This window comes from Bacillus sp. JJ1122, assembly GCF_036964885.1.
GTDB lineage: Bacteria > Bacillota > Bacilli > Bacillales > Cytobacillaceae > Mesobacillus.
This window is the reverse complement of sequence record NZ_JBALQL010000006.1, coordinates 393,382-413,086: the sequence shown is the minus strand read 5'-3', so window position 1 is coordinate 413,086 and position 19,705 is coordinate 393,382. Positions and strand designations below refer to the sequence as shown.

Annotated in this window: 16 protein-coding genes and 1 pseudogene; 15 read left to right on the top strand and 2 right to left on the bottom strand. The window is 42.3% G+C overall.

The features are described from left to right. The first annotated feature begins 2 nt into the window (after positions 1 to 2). From V7201_RS05795 to spo0A, 7 genes and pseudogenes are all read left to right on the top strand, one after another. On the top strand, positions 3 to 896 hold the full coding sequence (locus tag V7201_RS05795; RefSeq protein ID WP_335375830.1) for a polyprenyl synthetase family protein: 894 nt from the start codon (positions 3 to 5) through the stop codon (positions 894 to 896). Positions 897 to 1,108: 212 nt separating this feature from the next. Continuing rightward, positions 1,109 to 3,006 (top strand): annotated as a pseudogene (dxs, locus tag V7201_RS05790) (1-deoxy-D-xylulose-5-phosphate synthase); the annotation flags it as partial. Further along, a complete protein-coding gene (locus tag V7201_RS05785; RefSeq protein ID WP_335375828.1) occupies positions 3,005 to 3,853 on the top strand; it encodes a TlyA family RNA methyltransferase in 849 nt (282 codons plus the stop codon). The pseudogene dxs and the gene V7201_RS05785, both read left to right, overlap by 2 nt. A 195-nt stretch (positions 3,854 to 4,048) precedes the next feature. Then, complete coding sequence (gene ahrC / locus V7201_RS05780) at positions 4,049 to 4,498, top strand: transcriptional regulator AhrC/ArgR (RefSeq protein WP_207499938.1); 450 nt, start codon at positions 4,049 to 4,051, stop codon at positions 4,496 to 4,498. 16 nt (positions 4,499 to 4,514) lie between these two features. Beyond that, positions 4,515 to 6,206 (top strand): DNA repair protein RecN, encoded by a 1,692-nt coding sequence (gene recN, locus V7201_RS05775; protein WP_335375827.1) that lies wholly within the window; start codon positions 4,515 to 4,517, stop codon positions 6,204 to 6,206. 128 nt (positions 6,207 to 6,334) lie between these two features. Next, entirely contained in the window at positions 6,335 to 7,621 is a 1,287-nt protein-coding gene (gene spoIVB, locus V7201_RS05770) for a SpoIVB peptidase (protein WP_335375826.1), read from the top strand. 272 nt (positions 7,622 to 7,893) lie between these two features. After that, positions 7,894 to 8,688: a sporulation transcription factor Spo0A gene (spo0A, locus tag V7201_RS05765; protein ID WP_335375825.1), complete on the top strand. Its 795-nt coding sequence runs from the start codon at positions 7,894 to 7,896 to the stop codon at positions 8,686 to 8,688. A gap of 169 nt (positions 8,689 to 8,857) precedes the next feature. On the opposite strand, the gene V7201_RS05760 is transcribed toward spo0A, so the two are convergent. Continuing rightward, positions 8,858 to 9,007 (bottom strand): YycC family protein, encoded by a 150-nt coding sequence (locus tag V7201_RS05760; RefSeq protein WP_335375824.1) that lies wholly within the window; start codon positions 9,005 to 9,007, stop codon positions 8,858 to 8,860. 35 nt (positions 9,008 to 9,042) lie between these two features. Between V7201_RS05760 and V7201_RS05755 the strand changes: the two genes are divergently transcribed. Beyond that, positions 9,043 to 9,777, top strand: coding sequence for a glycerophosphodiester phosphodiesterase (locus tag V7201_RS05755; protein WP_335375823.1), 735 nt, complete (start codon positions 9,043 to 9,045; stop codon positions 9,775 to 9,777). On the opposite strand, the gene V7201_RS05750 is transcribed toward V7201_RS05755, so the two are convergent. Continuing rightward, the gene (locus tag V7201_RS05750) at positions 9,778 to 10,041 is read right to left on the bottom strand and encodes a DUF2627 domain-containing protein (protein WP_335375822.1); all 264 of its coding nucleotides are present in this window, start codon (positions 10,039 to 10,041) and stop codon (positions 9,778 to 9,780) included. Between the two features lie 272 nt (positions 10,042 to 10,313). Between V7201_RS05750 and V7201_RS05745 the strand changes: the two genes are divergently transcribed. From V7201_RS05745 to V7201_RS05715, 7 genes are all read left to right on the top strand, one after another. After that, on the top strand, positions 10,314 to 12,374 hold the full coding sequence (locus V7201_RS05745) for a sigma-54-dependent Fis family transcriptional regulator (RefSeq protein ID WP_335375821.1): 2,061 nt from the start codon (positions 10,314 to 10,316) through the stop codon (positions 12,372 to 12,374). Positions 12,375 to 12,509: 135 nt separating this feature from the next. After that, positions 12,510 to 13,415 carry a phosphate butyryltransferase gene (gene yqiS, locus V7201_RS05740; protein WP_335375820.1) on the top strand — a complete coding sequence of 302 codons (906 nt, stop codon included), beginning with the start codon at positions 12,510 to 12,512 and terminating at the stop codon, positions 13,413 to 13,415. 28 nt (positions 13,416 to 13,443) lie between these two features. Continuing rightward, positions 13,444 to 14,538: a branched-chain amino acid dehydrogenase gene (gene bcd, locus V7201_RS05735; protein ID WP_335375819.1), complete on the top strand. Its 1,095-nt coding sequence runs from the start codon at positions 13,444 to 13,446 to the stop codon at positions 14,536 to 14,538. Positions 14,539 to 14,806: 268 nt separating this feature from the next. Next, positions 14,807 to 15,892, top strand: coding sequence for a butyrate kinase (buk, locus tag V7201_RS05730; protein WP_335375818.1), 1,086 nt, complete (start codon positions 14,807 to 14,809; stop codon positions 15,890 to 15,892). Positions 15,893 to 16,108: 216 nt separating this feature from the next. Beyond that, a complete protein-coding gene (gene lpdA, locus V7201_RS05725) occupies positions 16,109 to 17,530 on the top strand; it encodes a dihydrolipoyl dehydrogenase (RefSeq protein WP_335375817.1) in 1,422 nt (473 codons plus the stop codon). Between the two features lie 162 nt (positions 17,531 to 17,692). Then, positions 17,693 to 18,688, top strand: coding sequence for a thiamine pyrophosphate-dependent dehydrogenase E1 component subunit alpha (locus V7201_RS05720; RefSeq protein WP_335375816.1), 996 nt, complete (start codon positions 17,693 to 17,695; stop codon positions 18,686 to 18,688). Between the two features lie 12 nt (positions 18,689 to 18,700). Further along, positions 18,701 to 19,684, top strand: coding sequence for an alpha-ketoacid dehydrogenase subunit beta (locus V7201_RS05715; protein WP_207499925.1), 984 nt, complete (start codon positions 18,701 to 18,703; stop codon positions 19,682 to 19,684). Positions 19,685 to 19,705: the final 21 nt, after the last annotated feature.

Here is a 19,705-nt window from a genome sequence, read left to right as displayed (position 1 = left end):
CATTGCATCCTGTTTCACTGGAATCATTCACAAATAAATATAAGGTTTTAGTTGAAGCTCACCTAAGGGACGCTGTAGGGACTCTTGAAGCACCAGAAAACCTTAAGAAATCCATGCTTTATTCCCTTGAAGCTGGAGGTAAAAGAATTCGCCCCCTTTTGCTTTTCGCAGCGATTGACGCTTTTGGCAAAAACCCTGAAATAGGGGTGGATGCAGCTGCAGCGATAGAGATGGTCCATACATATTCCCTTATCCATGATGATCTTCCAAGCATGGACGATGATGATTTAAGAAGAGGAAAGCTTACTAACCATAAAGTTTTTGGTGAGGCAACAGCCATTCTTGCGGGTGATGCGTTATTGACATTAAGCTTCAATATGCTCGCTGATATCCCTGATGAATACGTTTCTGATAAAGTGAAATTGTCATTGATTAAAGGGTTGTCTAAGGCAGCAGGTGCAATCGGAATGGTAGGCGGGCAAGTTGCCGATATGGAAGGGGAAGACAAAGAACTGTCTCTTGAACAATTAGAGTATATCCATATCAACAAGACAGGCAGACTTTTGGAATATAGCATCATTGCTGGTGCGGACATTGCAGGAGCTGCTGCTGAACAAAAGGCTGTCTTGTCCAAGTTTGCCTATCACATTGGCCTGGCATTCCAAATCAGGGATGACATACTCGATCTGGAAGGCAGTGAGGAATTGATTGGTAAACCAGTTGGAAGCGATACGGAAAACCATAAGAGCACTTATCCTGCGCTTCTTGGCCTTGCTGGTGCAAAAGATGCACTCGAAACCCATTTACAAAGCGCAAAAGAAGCATTGGCTGCGACCAAACTTAATGTTGCTGTACTGGCAGAAATTGCTGATTTAATAGGCTTACGCAACTATTAAGCATAGACTGCCGTTGCCGTTGAGGAAGCTGGAAACATGTGCTATAATTGGCTGTTAGCACGATAGTGTTAACAGCTTTTTTATACATATTTAATGGTTTAGCTTGAAAACCGTTCTTTACTTAATATATGTTATTACTAACAACTTTTTTGGAAAAACAGATAATCATATATCCGGATTATTAAGTCAGAAATGAAAGAGAGTGGTCCGAAATGGATCTTTTATCAATAAAAGACCCTTCCTTCTTAAAAAATCTATCTAATAAGGAACTGGAAGAATTAAGCGGGGAGATTCGGCAGTTTTTGATCGAAAAGCTTTCGGTTACTGGCGGACACATTGGCCCAAACCTTGGTGTAGTTGAATTGACAATTGCCCTCCACAAGTGTTTTGACAGTCCTAAGGATAAATTTCTTTGGGATGTCGGACATCAGTCATATGTCCATAAGATTTTGACAGGAAGGGCATGCCAATTCGATACGCTAAGACAATATAAGGGCTTGTGCGGTTTCCCGAAGATGATTGAAAGTGAGCATGATGTTTGGGAAACTGGCCATAGTTCTACATCCCTTTCTGCAGCAATGGGAATGGCGATCGCCAGAGATTTAAAAGGCGAGAATTCCCACATCGTACCGATTATTGGAGATGGTGCCCTAACAGGAGGCATGGCTCTAGAAGCCCTAAACCATATCGGCCATGAAAAAAAGAAACTGATTGTCATCTTGAATGATAACGAAATGTCGATTGCACCCAATGTAGGCGCATTGCACAGTGTTCTTGGCCGTTTGAGGACTGCTGGGAAATATCATTGGGTTAAAGATGAGCTTGAATTGCTTCTGAAAAAAGTGCCGGCTATTGGCGGACAGCTTGCGGCAACTGCAGAGAGAATCAAGGACAGCCTAAAGTATTTATTTGTATCAGGAATCTTTTTTGAAGAATTAGGATTTACCTACCTTGGTCCGGTAGACGGCCATAATTATGATGATTTATTTGAAAACCTGGCTTATGCAAAAAAACAGGATGGACCGGTATTGCTTCACGTGATCACAAAAAAAGGGAAGGGTTATAACCCTGCTGAAAACGATAAAATCGGCACGTGGCACGGAACGGGACCTTACAAAATGGAAACTGGTGACTTTGTGAAGCCGGATTATGCTCCGCCTGCATGGAGCAAGCTTGTCAGTGAGACTGTGAGGAAGATTGCAAGAAGTGATGACCGGGTTGTAGCTGTCACTCCTGCCATGCCGGTGGGTTCAAAACTAGAGGGCTTCGCAAGCGAATTTCCTGATAGGATGATTGATGTAGGAATCGCAGAACAGCATGCCACAACATTTGCTGCCGGGCTTGCGACGCAAAATATGAAACCTTTCCTTGCCATTTATTCGACTTTCCTGCAGCGTGCCTATGACCAGGTCGTCCACGATATTTGCCGACAGAACCTGAATGTCTTTATTGGGATTGACCGCGCAGGCCTTGTGGGAGCTGATGGAGAGACACATCAAGGAGTGTTTGATATTGCGTTCTTAAGACATCTGCCTAATATGGTATTGATGATGCCTAAGGATGAAAATGAAGGACAACATTTGGTATATACAGCTATGAATTATGATGATGGTCCAATTGCAATGAGATATCCTCGCGGCAATGGACTGGGAGTTCCTATGGACGATGAATTAAAGGAGATTCCAATCGGAACTTGGGAAGTTATCCGTGAGGGTGAGGATGCAGCAATCCTGACATTCGGAACAACGATTCCAATGGCACTTGCAGCAGCAGAGATTCTAGCTAAGCAGGGGATTTCAGTCAGGGTCATCAATTCAAGGTTCATCAAACCACTGGATGAAAAAATGCTTACTGGCATCCTAAATGAAGATTTACCGATTTTAACAATTGAAGAGGCAGTCCTTCAGGGCGGATTTGGAAGCTTCATTCTTGAAACAGCCCAGGAACTTGGCTACCATAAAGCAGAAATTGACCGAATGGGAATACCAGATCAATTCATTGAACACGGCAATGTTGATAAACTTTTAAAGGAAATTGGTATGACAACAGATGATGTTGTCTTGCGGATTCAAAAGCTTGCAAGACAAAAACAAAAAAGGGCGTAACAAATGAAAATCAAAAAAGAACGATTAGATGTGCTGCTCGTGGAGCGTGGTCTTGCCGAAACAAGAGAAAAGGCGAAACGGACAATCATGGCAGGGCTTGTCTACTCCAATGAAAGCCGGCTGGACAAGCCAGGAGAAAAGGTAAATAGTGATATTCCACTAACAGTAAAGGGGAATGTTCTTCCGTATGTAAGCAGAGGCGGCTTGAAACTTGAGAAAGCATTGAAGGTTTTTGACCTGGAGGTTAAAGGCAAGACTCTGATTGATATCGGAGCTTCTACTGGCGGATTTACGGATTGCGCCCTCCAGAATGGAGCAGAAATGTCCTATGCCCTGGATGTTGGCTATAACCAGCTTGCCTGGAAGCTGCGCCAGGACGACCGTGTAGAAGTGATGGAGCGTACCAATTTCCGCTACGTGAAACCTGAAGACCTCTTAAAGGGTCTCCCGAACTTTGCGAGCATTGACGTATCCTTTATCTCATTGCGGCTGATTCTGCCTGTTTTGAAGACCCTATTGGTGCCAGGGAGCGATATCGTCGCTCTAGTCAAACCACAGTTTGAAGCAGGTCGAGAACAAGTCGGCAAGAAGGGGATTGTCCGCGACAGGAAAGTCCATATAGAAGTAATCGAGAGGATCATTGACTTTGCATTAAGTGAAGGGTATGACGTCTTCGATCTTTCATTTTCACCAATCACTGGTGGAGATGGGAACATTGAATTTCTCCTTCATCTTCAGTGGAACGGAAAGCTTGAAGAGAAGGGTGAGCTGAGGTTAAAATCAACATCGGATGAAGTTGTAGCAGAGGCACATAATGAATTGAAGTCAAAACAAACTAAGGAAGAAGAATAGGCAAATAGCCTGTTCTTCTTTTGCTTTTTATTTGTGAAGGATCCTGCAGATGAGCTTTAAAGTTCATTTCTTTGTCAATTTTCCGCAGAAGGTTTTGCTGAAAAACCACGAATGATTGTACAATCTGCTGAAATCGGCTAACATATGAGTATAAATAATAAAAGAATGTTTCGGATGTATCCAGAGGTGATAAGAATGAATAAAGGTCAGCGCCATATAAAAATACGTGAGTTAATCGCAAGTAAAGATATTGAAACTCAGGATGAGCTTGTTGATCGGCTGAAAGCTGCCGGCTACAATGTAACACAAGCCACGGTATCCCGTGATATTAAGGAACTTCATCTCGTGAAAGTGCCTTTAATCGACGGTAGATACAAATACAGCCTGCCAGCTGACCAACGCTTCAATCCTTTGCAAAAGCTAAAAAGATCACTGATGGATGCTTTTGTACGGATCGATCAGGCGGGGCATTTACTAGTCATGAAGACACTGCCAGGCAACGCTAATGCTATCGGAGCATTGATCGATAATCTCGATTGGGAAGATATCCTTGGCACGATTTGTGGAGATGACACAATCCTGATTATTTGCCGTACTCCTGAAGATACGGAGCTTGTCACAAATCGGTTTCTTGATATGCTATAAATGAGGTGACGGTTGCTTGTTAAATGAATTATCGATCAGAAACTTCGCAATTATAGAATCTTTATCAATTTCTTTTAATAAAGGCCTGACTGTACTGACTGGGGAAACAGGTGCAGGGAAATCGATCATTATTGATGCGATTCATCTGTTGGTTGGTGGCAGAGGTTCTGCTGAGTTCGTTCGCCATGGTGAAGATAAGGCAGAAATAGAAGGCTTGTTCTTTATCGATGGGGAACATCATCCATGCTACTCAAAGGCTGCTGAATTTGGCATTGAGATTGAAGATGGCATGATCGTATTAAGAAGGGATATTTCAGCAAGCGGAAAAAGTGTCTGTCGTATTAATGGAAAGCTTGTAACAATAGCTGTTTTGAGAGAAGTGGGCTCTTCACTGATTGATATCCACGGCCAGCATGAGCACCAGGAATTGATGGACGAAACAAGACACATAAATCTTCTTGACCAATTTGGCGCTGAAGAAATTCTCCCCGCTTTAAATGAATATCAGCATGTTTTTCGTTCGTTTGAACAAATGCAGAAAAAATTGAAAAGCCTTAGTGAAAATGAACAGCAAATGGCTCATAGGCTGGATTTGATTCAATTTCAGCATGATGAAATCCTCTCTGCAAACTTGAGGATGAATGAAGACGAAGAGCTGTTAGAGGAAAAGCAGAAGCTTGGCAATTTCGAGAGGATTTTCGATAGTATCCAAACAAGTTATTCTGCACTTCAGGGTGAACAAAAAGGATTGGACTGGATCGCGCTCGTAATGGACAACCTGCAAACAGCTGCTGATTTGGATCCGGCTTATAAGTCTGTCGCAGAATCTGTTGCAAATAGTTTTTACCTGTTAGAAGACGCTGCCAGAACAATCAGAAATGACCTGGATTCACTAGAATACGACCCGCAGCGTTTGAATGAAATTGAAGACAGGTTAAATGAAATTAACCAGTTAAAACGCAAATATGGAAAATCGATTGAGGAAATTCTCGAGTATGCTTCCAAAATCGAAGAGGAAATCGAGACCTTGCAAAATAAAGAAGTGCACATTGTCCAGATGGAAAGAGAACTGGCATCCCTGAAAAAAGACCTGCGGATTGAAGCTGTCAATTTAACGGATACCCGCAGAAGGTGGGCCAAAAAACTAACAAAATTGATCCATAAGGAACTTAAGGAGCTTTATATGGAAAAAGCTGTTTTCGAACTCAGAATTGAGTCAAATGGTGAGGTTTTCCATAAGAATGGTGCAGATAAGGTTGAATTTTATATATCTACAAACCCTGGTGAACCATTAAAAGCTTTATCAAAAGTTGCCTCAGGAGGAGAGCTGTCGCGTATTATGCTCGCGCTTAAGAGTATCTTCTCGAGGCATCAGGGAGTTACTTCAATTATTTTTGATGAAGTTGATACTGGTGTAAGCGGTCGCGTTGCCCAATCCATTGCTGAAAAGATCTATAACGTTTCAACAGGCTCTCAGGTACTTTGTATTTCCCATTTGCCTCAAGTGGCTGCGATGGCAGATACACATCTTTACATTGCAAAGATTATTAAAAATGGCCGGACAAAAACCTCTGTAACACCACTTACTGTCTCAGAAAAGGTCAAGGAAATTGGCAGGATGATTTCGGGCGTGGAAATCACAGACTTAACAAAACAGCATGCGGAAGAATTATTGAAGCTTGCCCAAAATATGAAGACTGCTACTTGAAAAGCTATCCATAAAGGGTAGCTTTTTTATTTTTATACTGGTTATAAATGCGCCAACTCAAGGCAAAATTAAAGATGTAGCCATTTTCAATATGTGTGTGTGGACTAGAAGCGAGGAGAGTGAATGGATTGAAAAAAGATTTTCTCAGAAAATTTATTGGTGGAATTCTCCTTGTTTCATTAATTGCTTTAGGTTTTGCAAAACCAGTACATGAATATTTATCTATTCCAGGAGATATAACTTTGTTTGAGGGGCAAAAACTTGATTTTGCGGCAAATGCTGTTCAAGTTTCAGCTCCGATAGAAAATTCGAGCATCAATGTGAACCAGGTAGGTGACACCGTATCATTAGAAGCGAAGGCACACGGCAAAGATGAAATGGTCCTTGAGCTGGCTGGTTTCCCAGTAAAAAAAGTAGATGTAAATGTATTGAAAGATTTCAAAGTGATACCTGGAGGCCAATCCATTGGAGTCAAGCTGAATACCGTTGGTGTCCTTGTGGTCGGACATCATCAGGTACAGGCGGAAGAGGGCAGGGTATCACCAGGTGAAACGGCAGGGATTAAAAAAGGTGATATCATTACAGAAATCAATGGCAAGCAAATTGAAAAGATGGCGGATGTTGGTCCGTTCGTAAAGCAGGCAGGAGAAGATGGAAAACCATTGGATTTAGTGCTTAAAAGAGAAAATGAAAAAATTACTACTCATCTGCAACCGAAAAAAGATATAAACGAAAACACTTATAAGCTCGGTTTGTACATTCGCGATTCGGCAGCAGGAATTGGCACGATGACATTTTATCATCCTCAGTCCAAAAAATATGGTGCGCTAGGCCATGTTATCTCCGATATGGATACAAAAAAGCCGATCGTTGTTGAAGATGGACAAATTGTCCGATCCACAGTCACCTCAATTGAAAAAGGTGGAAAAGGAAATCCAGGTGAAAAATTAGCCCGCTTTTCATCAGATCATGAAATTATTGGAAACATACAGAGAAACAGTCCTTTCGGTATTTTTGGCGAATTGAATAGGGATATTAAAAATGGTATTTTTGATAAGCCACTTCCAATTGCTCTCTCCCATCAGGTAAAGGAAGGGCCCGCTAAAATTTTGACGGTCGTAAATAACGATGAAGTTAATCTTTTTGATATAGAAATCGTCAGCACTATCCCTCAAAAATTCCCGGCAACTAAAGGAATGGTCATTAAAGTGACGGATCCTGAGTTACTTGAAAAAACCGGCGGAATTGTACAGGGAATGAGCGGAAGTCCGATCATCCAGGATAATAAGCTGGTAGGCGCTGTCACTCATGTTTTTGTAAATGATCCAACCAGTGGTTATGGGGTCCATATCGAATGGATGTTGAATGAAGCTGGAATTGACATTTATGAAAAACCGAGAGAACAGGCTAGTTAACGAAATGAAACTTGGCGGCGATTGCCGCCTTTTTTCATGGAAAGGGCGTATTTTTCACGATTATTCGACAAAATAATGGGAGTTTTTTTGTCAACTATCGAAATAAGTCGAAAAACAAAGGAAAAAGGAGCATTTATTAGAAAATATTACTTTTTTAAGAAAAAATTAAAAATAAGAGGAATTTCTGTTGCATTGTCGAATTAGTCATTTAGAATAGAATTTAGAGAATATGAAATTTGTGATCATAATTGGATTTGAGGAGGAACCAAGCAGTGAACAAAATTAAAGTATGCGTCGTTGACGACAACAGAGAATTAGTGGGGCTTCTGGAAGAATACATTTCTTCGCAAGATGATATGGAGATTATCGGTGTTGCACATAATGGTCAGGAATGTTTGGAAATGCTTGAAGATACAGATCCAGATGTTATGTTATTGGATATCATTATGCCGCACCTTGATGGACTTGCAGTCCTCGAAAAGCTGCGTGAAATGAAGAAAGGCATCATCCCGAATGTCATTATGCTGACAGCATTTGGCCAGGAAGATGTAACGAAAAAGGCTGTTGAACTTGGTGCCTCCTATTTTATTTTGAAGCCATTTGATATGGACCATCTCGCTGGGCATATCCGTCAAGTAAGTGGCAAAGCAAAAACGATGACTAGAAAGCCTTCATCCATTAATTATGGCAGATCAACTTCTGAACAGAAGCCGAAGAATCTTGATGCAAGCATTACAAGCATCATTCACGAAATTGGCGTACCTGCCCATATTAAAGGCTATATGTACTTGCGTGAAGCTATATCAATGGTTTATAACGATATTGAACTTCTTGGCTCGATCACTAAAGTCCTCTATCCTGATATCGCGAAGAAATTCAATACGACAGCTAGCCGTGTTGAGCGTGCCATCCGTCATGCAATTGAGGTGGCATGGAGCAGGGGGAACATCGATTCCATTTCTTCATTGTTTGGTTACACTGTTTCTATGTCAAAAGCAAAACCAACCAATTCCGAGTTCATCGCAATGGTAGCTGACAAGCTGCGACTGGAGCATAAAGCTTCTTGAAAGAGTTAGGCCATAATTAGCACTTATTCCATATAAAACATCCTTTTTTGTACAGATTCTTGGTATGAAGCAGGATGTTTTTTATTTCGGAAAAGTTGCTGTTTTACGGATCGGCGTATTATCATGGAAGAATGATATGTAAAGAAAAAACGCCAGGTGGCGTTTCTAATCATTCCTCTTCTTTTTGTTTATCCTGATCAAGTTTTGCCAACTTTTGCAGCAGGATATGCTGGGGCATATGCATAATGCGCTCTATGGGCATTCCAAGCTTTTCTGAAAGCTTGATGGCTGTTTCCGCAGAAATATTTAATGGTTTCATGTTTACCTCCCAATTTTTAATAAGGTGGATTGCTTATGACTCTTATTTTAGCACATCGCGGCTTTGCCGCTGCTTATCCAGAAAATACGATGAAATCATTTATGGAAGCTGCGAAAGCTGGGGCCGATGGATTGGAACTGGATGTTCAAATGACAAAGGATGGGGAACTTGTTGTCATACATGATGAAAAGATTGATAGGACTACTGACGGAACTGGATTCGTAAAGGATTACAATCTCAAGGATTTACGGAAATTCGATGCTGGCTTCCATCATAAGACAAGGGTCAAGAAAGAACCCATTCCTTTGCTTGAAGAAGTGCTTGCATGGCTGTCGGAAACCGACTTGGTTTGTAATATCGAATTGAAAAACAGCATCATCCCATACGAAGGCATGGAAGAAAAAGTTATTTCCATGGTCAGGGATTTTAACTTATCGGAAAAAATCATCATTTCATCCTTTAATCATTATAGCATTGTATATAGCTACAGACTTGCCCCGGAAATTGAAATTGCTCCACTGCTTTCAGAAGGCCTCTATATGCCATGGATTTACGCCCAATCAATCCGCGCCAAGGGTTTCCATCCTCATTGGAGGGCTGCCCCAGATGAGATTGTTAAAGCTGCCTTAGATAATGGTATTGAGGTTAGGCCCTATACCGTTAACAAAGATTCAGAGCTAGAAAGGTTGTTTAAAATAAATTGCAGTGCCGTTATTACTGATGATCCGGCTAAAGCAAAGACAATAAAAACTAAAATAAAACAGGCCTGATTAAGGCCTGTTTTGTTTTTTGCTGCTATCGGGAATGCGGAAAATTGCCTGCACTTTATTCTTTTTACGGTCACGGTGCAAGATAAACCCGGCGATAAATCCTATGCCCGCAGCAAAGAAAAGCAGCCCTAGAATGAATTGGATAAATAAGTTTGGAATGGGCGGCTGTAAAATTCCAAACACCATATCACGCATTAATTTTATTCCTAATGCTGCAATGAATCCCGGTATCAACATGATGATTAGTGCAATGATCCTGGTCATAGGTGGTATCCCTTCGTATAAAAAGTAATCTCTTTTTGAGTATAATAAACCGCATCAATTTCCGCAATGATTGCATTTTAGGGAATGATGGGATGAAAGTAAGGTACTTAGCTGACAAGACTTTCAAACAACCTCAATAAACTTTATCTTTTCATGACTGAATAATTAAGAAATTTGTCAATCCAATAAAAAAGATTTACAATAATCATGAAGAAATTTGCAGACTGTGTTTGTAAACTATGAAATATTTTTCCGGATTCATGGGGGATATTATGCAAAAAATAATGATTGTTGGAGCGGGAAAGGGTGGAACTGCAATACTTGATATCTTTAAACAAACAGCGGAAGTTGCCGCTGTCATAGATATCAATTCTGGAGCACCCGGAATCGTCGCTGCCAAAAAAGCTGGAATTCAAACGGGTACAGATTGGCGGGAATATATATCTGAAGACCTTGACATCATTATCGAGGTAACAGGAGATGAGAAGGTATTCCGAGATTTGAGGGATGCTAGGGAGAAAAGCACAGTGTTGATCCCGGGCAGTGTTGCTTTCCTCATTGCTTCACTTCTCGAGGAAAAGGAAGGGTTGATTAAAGCCCTTAGAAAAGTTACATACGAACATGACCTGATTTTTAACTCTACCGGGGATGGCATGGTTGTCATCAATACAGAGGGCATTATTACTTTATTTAACCGCAGTGCTGAAAAAATCATTGGGACATTAAGGGAAGATGCAGAAGGGAAGCAAATTTTGGCGGTCATTCCTTCAAGTAAGCTGCCTAGGGTCCTGAACACAAGGAAGGTTGAAACGAATCAGGAATTAGTCCTTGCGAATGGATCGAAAATCATTACGACCAGAATTCCTATTTTAGATGAAAATGATCAGTTGATCGGTGCTTTTTCAGTATTTAAGGATATTACTGAGGTTGTGAACCTTGCAGAGGAAATAACAAACCTGAAAGAAATCCAGACCATGCTTCAGGCAATCATTAACTCCAGTGATGAAGCCATATCAGTGGTTGATGAAGATGGCCGGGGAATCCTCATAAACCCTGCTTATACCCGAATTACCGGTTTAAAGGAAGAACAAGTAATCGGGCAGCCTGCAACGGCGGACATATCCGAAGGCGAAAGTATGCATATGCAGGTTCTCAAGACAAGAAGGCCGGTTAGAGGAACAGCAATGCGAGTAGGACCGAATAAAAAAGAAGTCGTTGTTAACGTAGCGCCAATTATTGTAGATGGTATTTTGAAGGGCAGTGTTGGGGTTATCCATGACATGTCTGAAATACAAAATCTGAACCGTGAACTAAGCAGGGCAAGGCAAATAATCAGGACTTTAGAAGCGAAGTATTCGTTTGAGGATATAATTGGACAAACGGAAGAAATGACGATTCCAATCGAGCAGGCCAAACTGGGTGCTAAAACTCCTGCAACTGTCCTTCTGCGAGGTGAATCGGGAACGGGTAAAGAACTCTTTGCCCATGCAATCCATAACGCAAGTGACCGTAAATTCAATAAGTTCATCAGAGTAAACTGTGCGGCGATATCAGAATCTCTGCTTGAAAGTGAACTCTTTGGTTATGAAGAAGGTGCTTTTTCTGGCGCAAAAAGAGGCGGGAAACGAGGGTTTTTCGAAGAGGCGAATAATGGAAGTATTTTTCTGGATGAAATCGGTGAATTACCTGCCAATACCCAGGCAAAGCTGTTAAGGGTTCTGCAGGAACGAGAAATTGTCCGTGTCGGCGGCTCGAAGCCGGTTTCAATAAATGTCCGGGTGATAGCAGCTACTAATATGAATCTAGAAAAAGCTATTGCAAATGGGAGTTTCAGGGAGGATTTGTATTATAGGCTTAACAGGATGCCAATCCATATTCCTCCGCTGAGGAGAAGGAAGGAAGACATCCCTGAGCTATGTGAAAAATTAATCCGAAAAATTAACCAGGATTATGGGCGTAATGTTGAAGGTGTTTCAGTAAGGGCTGTCAAAAGGCTCATGGAATATGACTGGCCTGGAAACGTAAGAGAACTGGAAAATGTCCTAGGGAGGGCAATCATCTTCTTACACTATAATGAAACAATGATTGAAGTGCAGCATCTCCCTGAGTTGCAAAGTGGCCAACCAAAAGGAAAATTAGAGCATGCAGATTCTCTCATCCTTACAGAATCTCTTTCCTCGCAAATGGAAAAATACGAAGCTAAAATCATAAGAGATACTTTGGAGGCTGTAAACGGCAATAAAACCCTTGCAGCAAAAAAACTTGGAGTATCAGTTAGGAATTTGTATTATAAACTCGAAAAACACGGTATTGAAATAGATGGCATGCAATAAATTTCACACTATGAAAAAACTTGCATGATACTTTTGGGGAAAAATAAAGCGTTTTCACCATTTTAAAGTTGGCACGGTTCTTGCATCTTTATTTTCTCGGGTGATGCGCATCGAAAGAAAGGGTTGAAGCCAGGAATGAAATTAGACTCACTTATCACTAAGGCATCCCAAAACAAGAGGAAAACTGTCGCAGTCGCTGCTGCGGAAGATTCCGAGGTTTTAGAAGCGGTCGCTGAGGCTGCCAGAATAAATCTTGCTGACTTTCTTTTATTTGGCAATGAAGAAAAAATCAACAAGATGATATCATCCGAGCACCCAGAACTGAAAGCTCATACTGGAATTGAAATCATTTCCGCACCAAATAATAATAGTGCTGCTGAAATGGCAGTGAAAGCAGTCAAAGCAAATGAAGCTGATGTGTTGATGAAAGGGAATCTGCCAACAGCTTCAATTTTAAAGGCTGTCCTTAACAAGGAATACGGGCTAAGGACAGGGGCGGTACTCTCACATGTAGCTGTTTTTGAAATCCCTGGCTATGACAGGTTCACCATTGTTACAGATGCTGCAATGAATATTGCGCCTGATCTTGACCAAAAGGCACAGATTGTTAAGAACGCTGTTCAAATTGCCCATGCGATTGGTATTGAGTTACCGAAGGTTGCTCCTTTAGCGGCAGTGGAGGTAGTTAATCCAGCGATGCAGGCAACACTTGATGCAGCTGCACTAACGGTGATGAATAACCGCGGCCAGATTACAGGCTGTAAAATCGATGGACCTCTTGCCCTGGATAATGCAGTTTCACAATTGGCTGCTGAACACAAGGGAATTCAAAGTGAGGTAGCCGGAAAGGCTGATATATTATTAGTCCCAGCGATTGAAGTTGGAAATGTATTATACAAATCATTGATTTATTTTGCGAATGCAAAGGTTGGAGCGGTCATTGCAGGTGCGAAAGCCCCAATCGTATTAACATCGAGAGCGGATACAGCTGAAAGTAAGCTTTTTTCACTGGCGCTGGCCTTATGCTCTGCAGCTAAATAATTTACATAAAACCGGGGAGGAATTAGAAATGGAAATTTTTAAGTATCTAGAACAGTATGATTATGAGCAGGTAGTTTTTTGCCAGGATAAACAATCAGGTCTAAAGGCAATTATTGCAATCCATGACACAACTCTTGGACCAGCTCTTGGCGGAACACGCATGTGGACTTACGCATCTGAAGAAGCTGCGATCGAGGATGCTCTGCGTCTTGCTAAAGGTATGACATATAAAAATGCTGCAGCAGGCCTTAATCTTGGTGGAGGAAAGACAGTAATCATCGGCGATCCTCGCAAGGATAAAAACGAAGAAATGTTCCGTGCATTTGGCCGTTATATCCAGGGGTTAAACGGAAGATATATCACTGCAGAAGATGTAGGTACAACTGTTGCAGATATGGATTTAATTCATGAGGAAACAGACTTTGTTACGGGTATTTCACCAGCATTCGGGTCTTCAGGAAATCCTTCACCGGTAACCGCATATGGCGTTTACAGAGGGATGAAGGCAGCTGCTAAAGAAGCATTCGGTACTGATTCTCTTGAAGGAAAGACCATTGCTGTCCAGGGTGTAGGAAACGTGGCATATAATCTTTGCCGACACCTGCATGAAGAAGGTGCGCAGTTAATCGTGACTGATATTAACAAGGAAGCAGTCCAAAGAGCGGTTGAGGATTTTGGTGCAAGAGCGGTGGATCCGGACGAAATTTACAGTGTTGAATGCGATATTTACGCTCCATGTGCACTTGGTGCTGTCATCAATGATGATACCATCCCGCAAATCAAAGCTAGGGTCATTGCAGGTGCTGCAAATAACCAGCTTAAAGACACTAAACATGGAGATATTATCCATGAAATGGGCATTGTTTATGCACCGGACTATGTAATCAACGCAGGCGGAGTAATCAACGTAGCGGATGAGTTATACGGTTATAACGCAGAAAGAGCAATGAAAAAGGTAGAAACTATTTACAATAACATTGAAAAAGTCATCACAATTGCAAAAAGAGATGGAATTCCTACTTATAAAGCGGCTGACCGCATGGCAGAGGAGCGTATCGAGAGAATGCGCAATTCTCGCAGCCAATTCCTGCAGAATGGCCATCACATTTTAAGCCGCCGTTAATTGAAAGTCATAAGTAGAGTGCGCTGAATGCTTCATTCGGCGCCTCTGTTATTTACTAAAAGGCTCTGTTAAAGCCCAATGTTGTCTTTGAACCTGTTGATTGTAGTGGCTGGTGCGTTGACTCCTACAGGCTCAGCGCCAGCCACGTGGAAAGCGAAGCGCCTGGATCGAAAATCAACAGTCTTGTTTAACAGAGCCTACTAAATAAGTGCATTGACGTTTTTACGGATTGCTATGTAAGTCCGTTATCTAAATTGGAGGTTTAACTGTGCATCAAACAGAATATCGGATTCTAGTTATTAATCCAGGATCTACATCAACGAAAATTGGAGTCTTTGACAATGAGCTTTCCGTTTTTGAGAAAACAATCCGTCATGACTCATCAGTCATTAACTCCTATGAAACCATCATCGATCAATACGAATTCAGGAAGAATACGATACTTGAAACGCTTGATACTGAAGGAATCAATATTTCAAAATTGAGTGCTGTTTGTGGGCGCGGCGGGCTGCTAAGGCCAATTGAAGGCGGAACATACGCAGTGAATAATAAAATGCTAGAAGATTTACGCACAGGTTTTTCTGGACAGCATGCATCAAATCTAGGCGGGATCCTTGCTTATGAAGTTGCATCAGGCCTGAATATCCCATCCTTCATTGTCGATCCTGTCGTAGTTGATGAACTGGATCCAGTTGCCCGTATTTCAGGGTTTTCACTTATTGAACGAAAAAGCATATTCCATGCTTTGAACCAAAAGGCGGTTGCGCGCAGGGTTGCAAAAGAGCTTGAGAAAAAATATGAAGAACTTAACTTGATCGTCACACACTTAGGCGGCGGTATTACTGTCGGGGCCCATAAAAGAGGAAGAGTTATTGATGTGAACAATGGTCTTCATGGGGATGGGCCGTTCAGCCCCGAACGTGCGGGAACAGTTCCAGCCGGTGACCTTGTTGACCTATGCTTTTCCGGCGACTACTATCGTGAGGAAATCATGAAGAAGCTGGTAGGACAGGGTGGACTTGTCGGCTATCTCGGGACGAATGATGCAGTAAAGGTTGAAAAAATGATTAAGCAAGGCAATGCAAAAGCGAAGCAAGTATATGAAGCAATGGCCTATCAGGTAGCGAAGGAAATTGGGTCAGCCAGCGCAGTGCTTGCAGGTAAAGTAGATGCGATAGTCCTGACTGGAGGCCTCGCTTATGGAAAAGAATTTGTCCATGAAATTTCTGAACGGATCAGCTGGATCGCAGATGTGATTGTCCAGCCAGGAGAAAATGAGCTACAGGCACTTGCAGAAGGAGCGCTCCGTATCCTTCGCGGGGAAGAAGACGTGAAAGAGTATCCAGGGAGATAACGAAAAGCGGCAGCGCTTTAAAATTGGGAATGTCGTCTAGCTTTGCCACATCGTGCGAGTCCGACAATGAAGAAGTCAATTCGTTGAATGCATTTTTGACTTCATCGACTAGACCGAAGCAAACTGCGAGAAGCAGCGAGCTGAAGCTGGACATTTATAAAAGTGGACTTAGTATTTTTTATTCTTATTGTATTGTAGTCAGAGGAGGGAATACATATGGCTCAAGAATATGATTTAGTCATTCTCGGAGGCGGAACAGGCGGGTATGTTGCAGCTATTAGGGCTTCACAACTAGGTTTGAAAACGGCCATCGTTGAAAAGGGAAAGCTTGGTGGAACTTGCCTTCATAAAGGATGTATCCCAAGTAAGGCCCTTTTAAGAAGTGCAGAGGTTTTTGCAACTGCAAAGAAGAGTGAAGAGTTCGGCGTCACAACAGGTGAGGTCGGCGTCAATTTCGCTAAGGTGCAGGAAAGAAAAGAAAAGATCGTTGAACAGCTTCACAAAGGTGTTCAGCATCTTATGAAACAGGGCAAAATCGACGTCTATGAAGGTTTGGGAAGAATCCTTGGTCCTTCCATTTTCTCCCCTATGCCTGGCACGATCTCCGTTGAAATGAATAACGGTGAAGAAAATGAAATGCTTATACCGAAAAATGTAATTGTAGCGACTGGTTCTAGACCACGTACTCTTCCAGGATTGGAGGCAGATGGTCAATACGTCATGACATCGGATGAAGCGCTAGTCATGGAGGAACTGCCAAAATCCATCATCATTGTCGGAGGCGGCGTAATCGGGATAGAATGGGCATCCATGCTGGCTGATTTTGGAACAGAGGTAACGGTAATAGAGTATGCTGACCGTATTGTTCCTACCGAAGATAAAGAAGTATCGAAAGAAATGCAGCGTGCGATGAAGAAAAAAGGTGTAAAAATCGTTACTAGCGCAAAAGTTCTGCCTGAGTCCCTTTCTAAAGGCAACGGGGTTAAAATTAGCGCAGAACTTAAAGGAGAATCAAAGGATTTCGAGGCAGAAAAGATACTTGTATCGGTTGGCCGACAGGCAAATGTTGAAGGTATCGGTCTGGAAAATACAGAAATCCAGCTGGAAAAAGGGTTTGTCCAAACGAATGAATACTTCCAGACAAAAGAATCACATATTTATGCAATCGGCGATGTAATCGGCGGATTGCAGCTTGCCCACGTTGCTTCACATGAAGGCATTGTTGCGGTAGAACATATTGCGGGTGTTGATACACATCCAATTGACTATACATTAGTATCAAAATGCATTTACAGCTCACCGGAAGCTGCCAGCGTCGGATTGACTGAAGATGAAGCAAAGGAAAAAGGATTCGAAGTCAAAACAGGCAAATTTTCGTTCAAAGCAATCGGCAAAGCCCTCGTTTATGGAGAATCTGACGGATTTGTTAAGATTGTTGCCGACAAAGCAACGAATGACATTCTTGGCGTCCATATGATTGGGCCGCACGTAACAGATATGATCTCTGAAGCCGGCCTTGCAAAAGTTCTTGATGCGACACCATGGGAGGTTGCTCATACAATCCATCCGCACCCGACGTTATCGGAGGCAATCGGTGAAGCTGCACTTGCGGTTGATGGAAAAGCGATTCATTCATAAAGGCTGTTTTCGGAATGAGGGTTATTCTTCGTATTTTAGGTTTAGTCTTTTATGCTGGATAGCAGCTAAGCTTATGAAAAGAGCCTTCTTAAAAAATATTGAATTTCACAGTGCTCTTTTCAAAGGAAAAGAGCCTTATACGAACATTTGGGAGGTATAATAATGGCAGAAAATCGTCACGCTGCACTTGGCTTAAGCGATGAAAAAGTTTTGGGAATGTATGAAACAATGCTATTGGCTCGACGCCTGGATGAGCGTATGTGGCTGTTGAACCGTGCCGGAAAAATTCCGTTTGTAATTTCCTGCCAGGGACAGGAAGCTGCACAGGTAGGAGCAGCTTTTGCTCTGGACCGTGAAAAGGATTATGTTCTACCTTACTACAGAGATATGGGTGTGGTCTTAACCTTTGGCATGACGGCTAAAGATTTGATGCTTTCCGGTTTTGCCAAAGCTGAAGACCCTAACTCTGGCGGCAGACAGATGCCAGGACACTTCGGTCAAAAGAAAAATAAAATTGTTACAGGTTCTTCTCCGGTTACGACACAGGTGCCTCACGCGGTAGGAATTGCCCTTGCCGGTAAAATGGAAAAGAAAGATCTGGTTACTTTTGTTACTTTCGGAGAAGGTTCTTCCAATCAGGGAGATTTCCACGAAGGAGCAAACTTTGCGGGAGTACACAAGCTTCCCGTGATTTTCATGGTTGAAAATAATAAATATGCGATTTCTGTACCATATGAGAAGCAGGTTGCCGCTGAAAAGGTATCTGACCGCGCCATCGGTTATGGTATGCCTGGTTTTACTGTTGATGGAAATGATCCACTTGAAGTCTATAAAGTTGTAAAAGATGCTGCAGACCGCGGCCGCCGCGGCGAGGGGCCGACTTTAGTCGAGGCTGTCTCTTACCGGCTGACTCCTCACTCATCAGATGACGATGACAGAAGCTACCGTGCACCTGATGAAGTAGCTAAGGCAAAAACGAACGACCCAATCATTACCTTTGGTGCTTACCTTAAAGAAAACGGCATCATGACTAATGAATTAGAAAAAGAAATTAATGACAAGATCATGAAATTGGTGAACGAAGCAACGGATTACGCTGAGAACGCACCATATGCAGAGCCAGAACATGCTTTAAAATACGTATATGCTGAAGAGTAAGGGGGAGCAAAAATGGCGGTTATTTCTTATATAGATGCAGTTACATTAGCGATCAAGGAAGAAATGGAAAGAGATCCGAGGGTTTTTGTTCTCGGGGAAGATGTAGGTAAAAAAGGTGGAGTATTTAAAGCGACTCAAGGTCTATACGACCAGTTCGGCGAAGATCGTGTCATTGATGCTCCATTGGCTGAATCGGCAATCGCAGGCGTTGGGATTGGTGCGGCTATGTACGGAATGCGCCCAATCGCTGAAATGCAGTTCGCCGACTTCATCATGCCAGCTGTGAACCAGATTATTTCGGAAGCTGCCAGGATTCGTTACCGATCCAACAATGACTGGAGCTGTCCGATGGTTATCCGTGCACCTTATGGCGGTGGAGTCCATGGTGCCCTTTATCATTCCCAGTCTGTGGAAGCAGTTTTTGCAAACCAGCCTGGCTTGAAAATTGTTATGCCTTCAACTCCGTATGATGTAAAAGGATTGTTGAAAGCGGCAATCAGGGATGAAGATCCAGTATTGTTCTTTGAACATAAGCGTGCTTATCGCTTGATTAAAGGCGAGGTTCCAGAAGATGATTATGTTCTTCCAATCGGCAAAGCAGATGTTAAGCGAGAAGGTGAAGATATTACTGTCATAACTTATGGGCTGGCAGTCCACTTTGCTCTTCAGGCTGCTGAAAGGCTTGCCAAGGATGGTATTTCGGCGCATATTTTAGATCTTCGCACTGTATATCCGTTGGATAAGGAAGCGATCATTGAAGCTGCATCAAAAACTGGTAAGGTACTTCTTGTGACTGAAGATAATAAAGAAGGAAGCATCATGGGTGAGGTTGCTGCTATTATTGCGGAACATTGCTTGTTCGAGTTAGATGCACCTATCAAAAGGCTGGCTGGTCCTGATATTCCAGCAATGCCATATGCACCAACCATGGAAAAGTATTTCATGATCAATCCTGATAAGGTCGAAAAGGCTATGAGAGAACTTGCTGAATTCTAATATTATTCTATCTGAAACTGA

What these genes read in the sequence shown, in the direction of transcription:
- V7201_RS05785 (WP_335375828.1), top strand. Translation starts at nt 3,005, where the DNA reads ATGAAAATCAAAAAAGAACGATTAGATGTGCTGCTCGTGGAGCGTGGT.
- ahrC (WP_207499938.1), top strand. Translation starts at nt 4,049, where the DNA reads ATGAATAAAGGTCAGCGCCATATAAAAATACGTGAGTTAATCGCAAGT.
- V7201_RS05760 (WP_335375824.1), bottom strand. Translation starts at nt 9,007, where the DNA reads ATGAAACCATTAAATATTTCTGCGGAAACAGCCATCAAGCTTTCAGAA.
- V7201_RS05755 (WP_335375823.1), top strand. Translation starts at nt 9,043, where the DNA reads ATGACTCTTATTTTAGCACATCGCGGCTTTGCCGCTGCTTATCCAGAA.
- V7201_RS05750 (WP_335375822.1), bottom strand. Translation starts at nt 10,041, where the DNA reads ATGACCAGGATCATTGCACTAATCATCATGTTGATACCGGGATTCATT.
- V7201_RS05745 (WP_335375821.1), top strand. Translation starts at nt 10,314, where the DNA reads ATGCAAAAAATAATGATTGTTGGAGCGGGAAAGGGTGGAACTGCAATA.
- yqiS (WP_335375820.1), top strand. Translation starts at nt 12,510, where the DNA reads ATGAAATTAGACTCACTTATCACTAAGGCATCCCAAAACAAGAGGAAA.
- bcd (WP_335375819.1), top strand. Translation starts at nt 13,444, where the DNA reads ATGGAAATTTTTAAGTATCTAGAACAGTATGATTATGAGCAGGTAGTT.
- lpdA (WP_335375817.1), top strand. Translation starts at nt 16,109, where the DNA reads ATGGCTCAAGAATATGATTTAGTCATTCTCGGAGGCGGAACAGGCGGG.
- V7201_RS05720 (WP_335375816.1), top strand. Translation starts at nt 17,693, where the DNA reads ATGGCAGAAAATCGTCACGCTGCACTTGGCTTAAGCGATGAAAAAGTT.
- V7201_RS05715 (WP_207499925.1), top strand. Translation starts at nt 18,701, where the DNA reads ATGGCGGTTATTTCTTATATAGATGCAGTTACATTAGCGATCAAGGAA.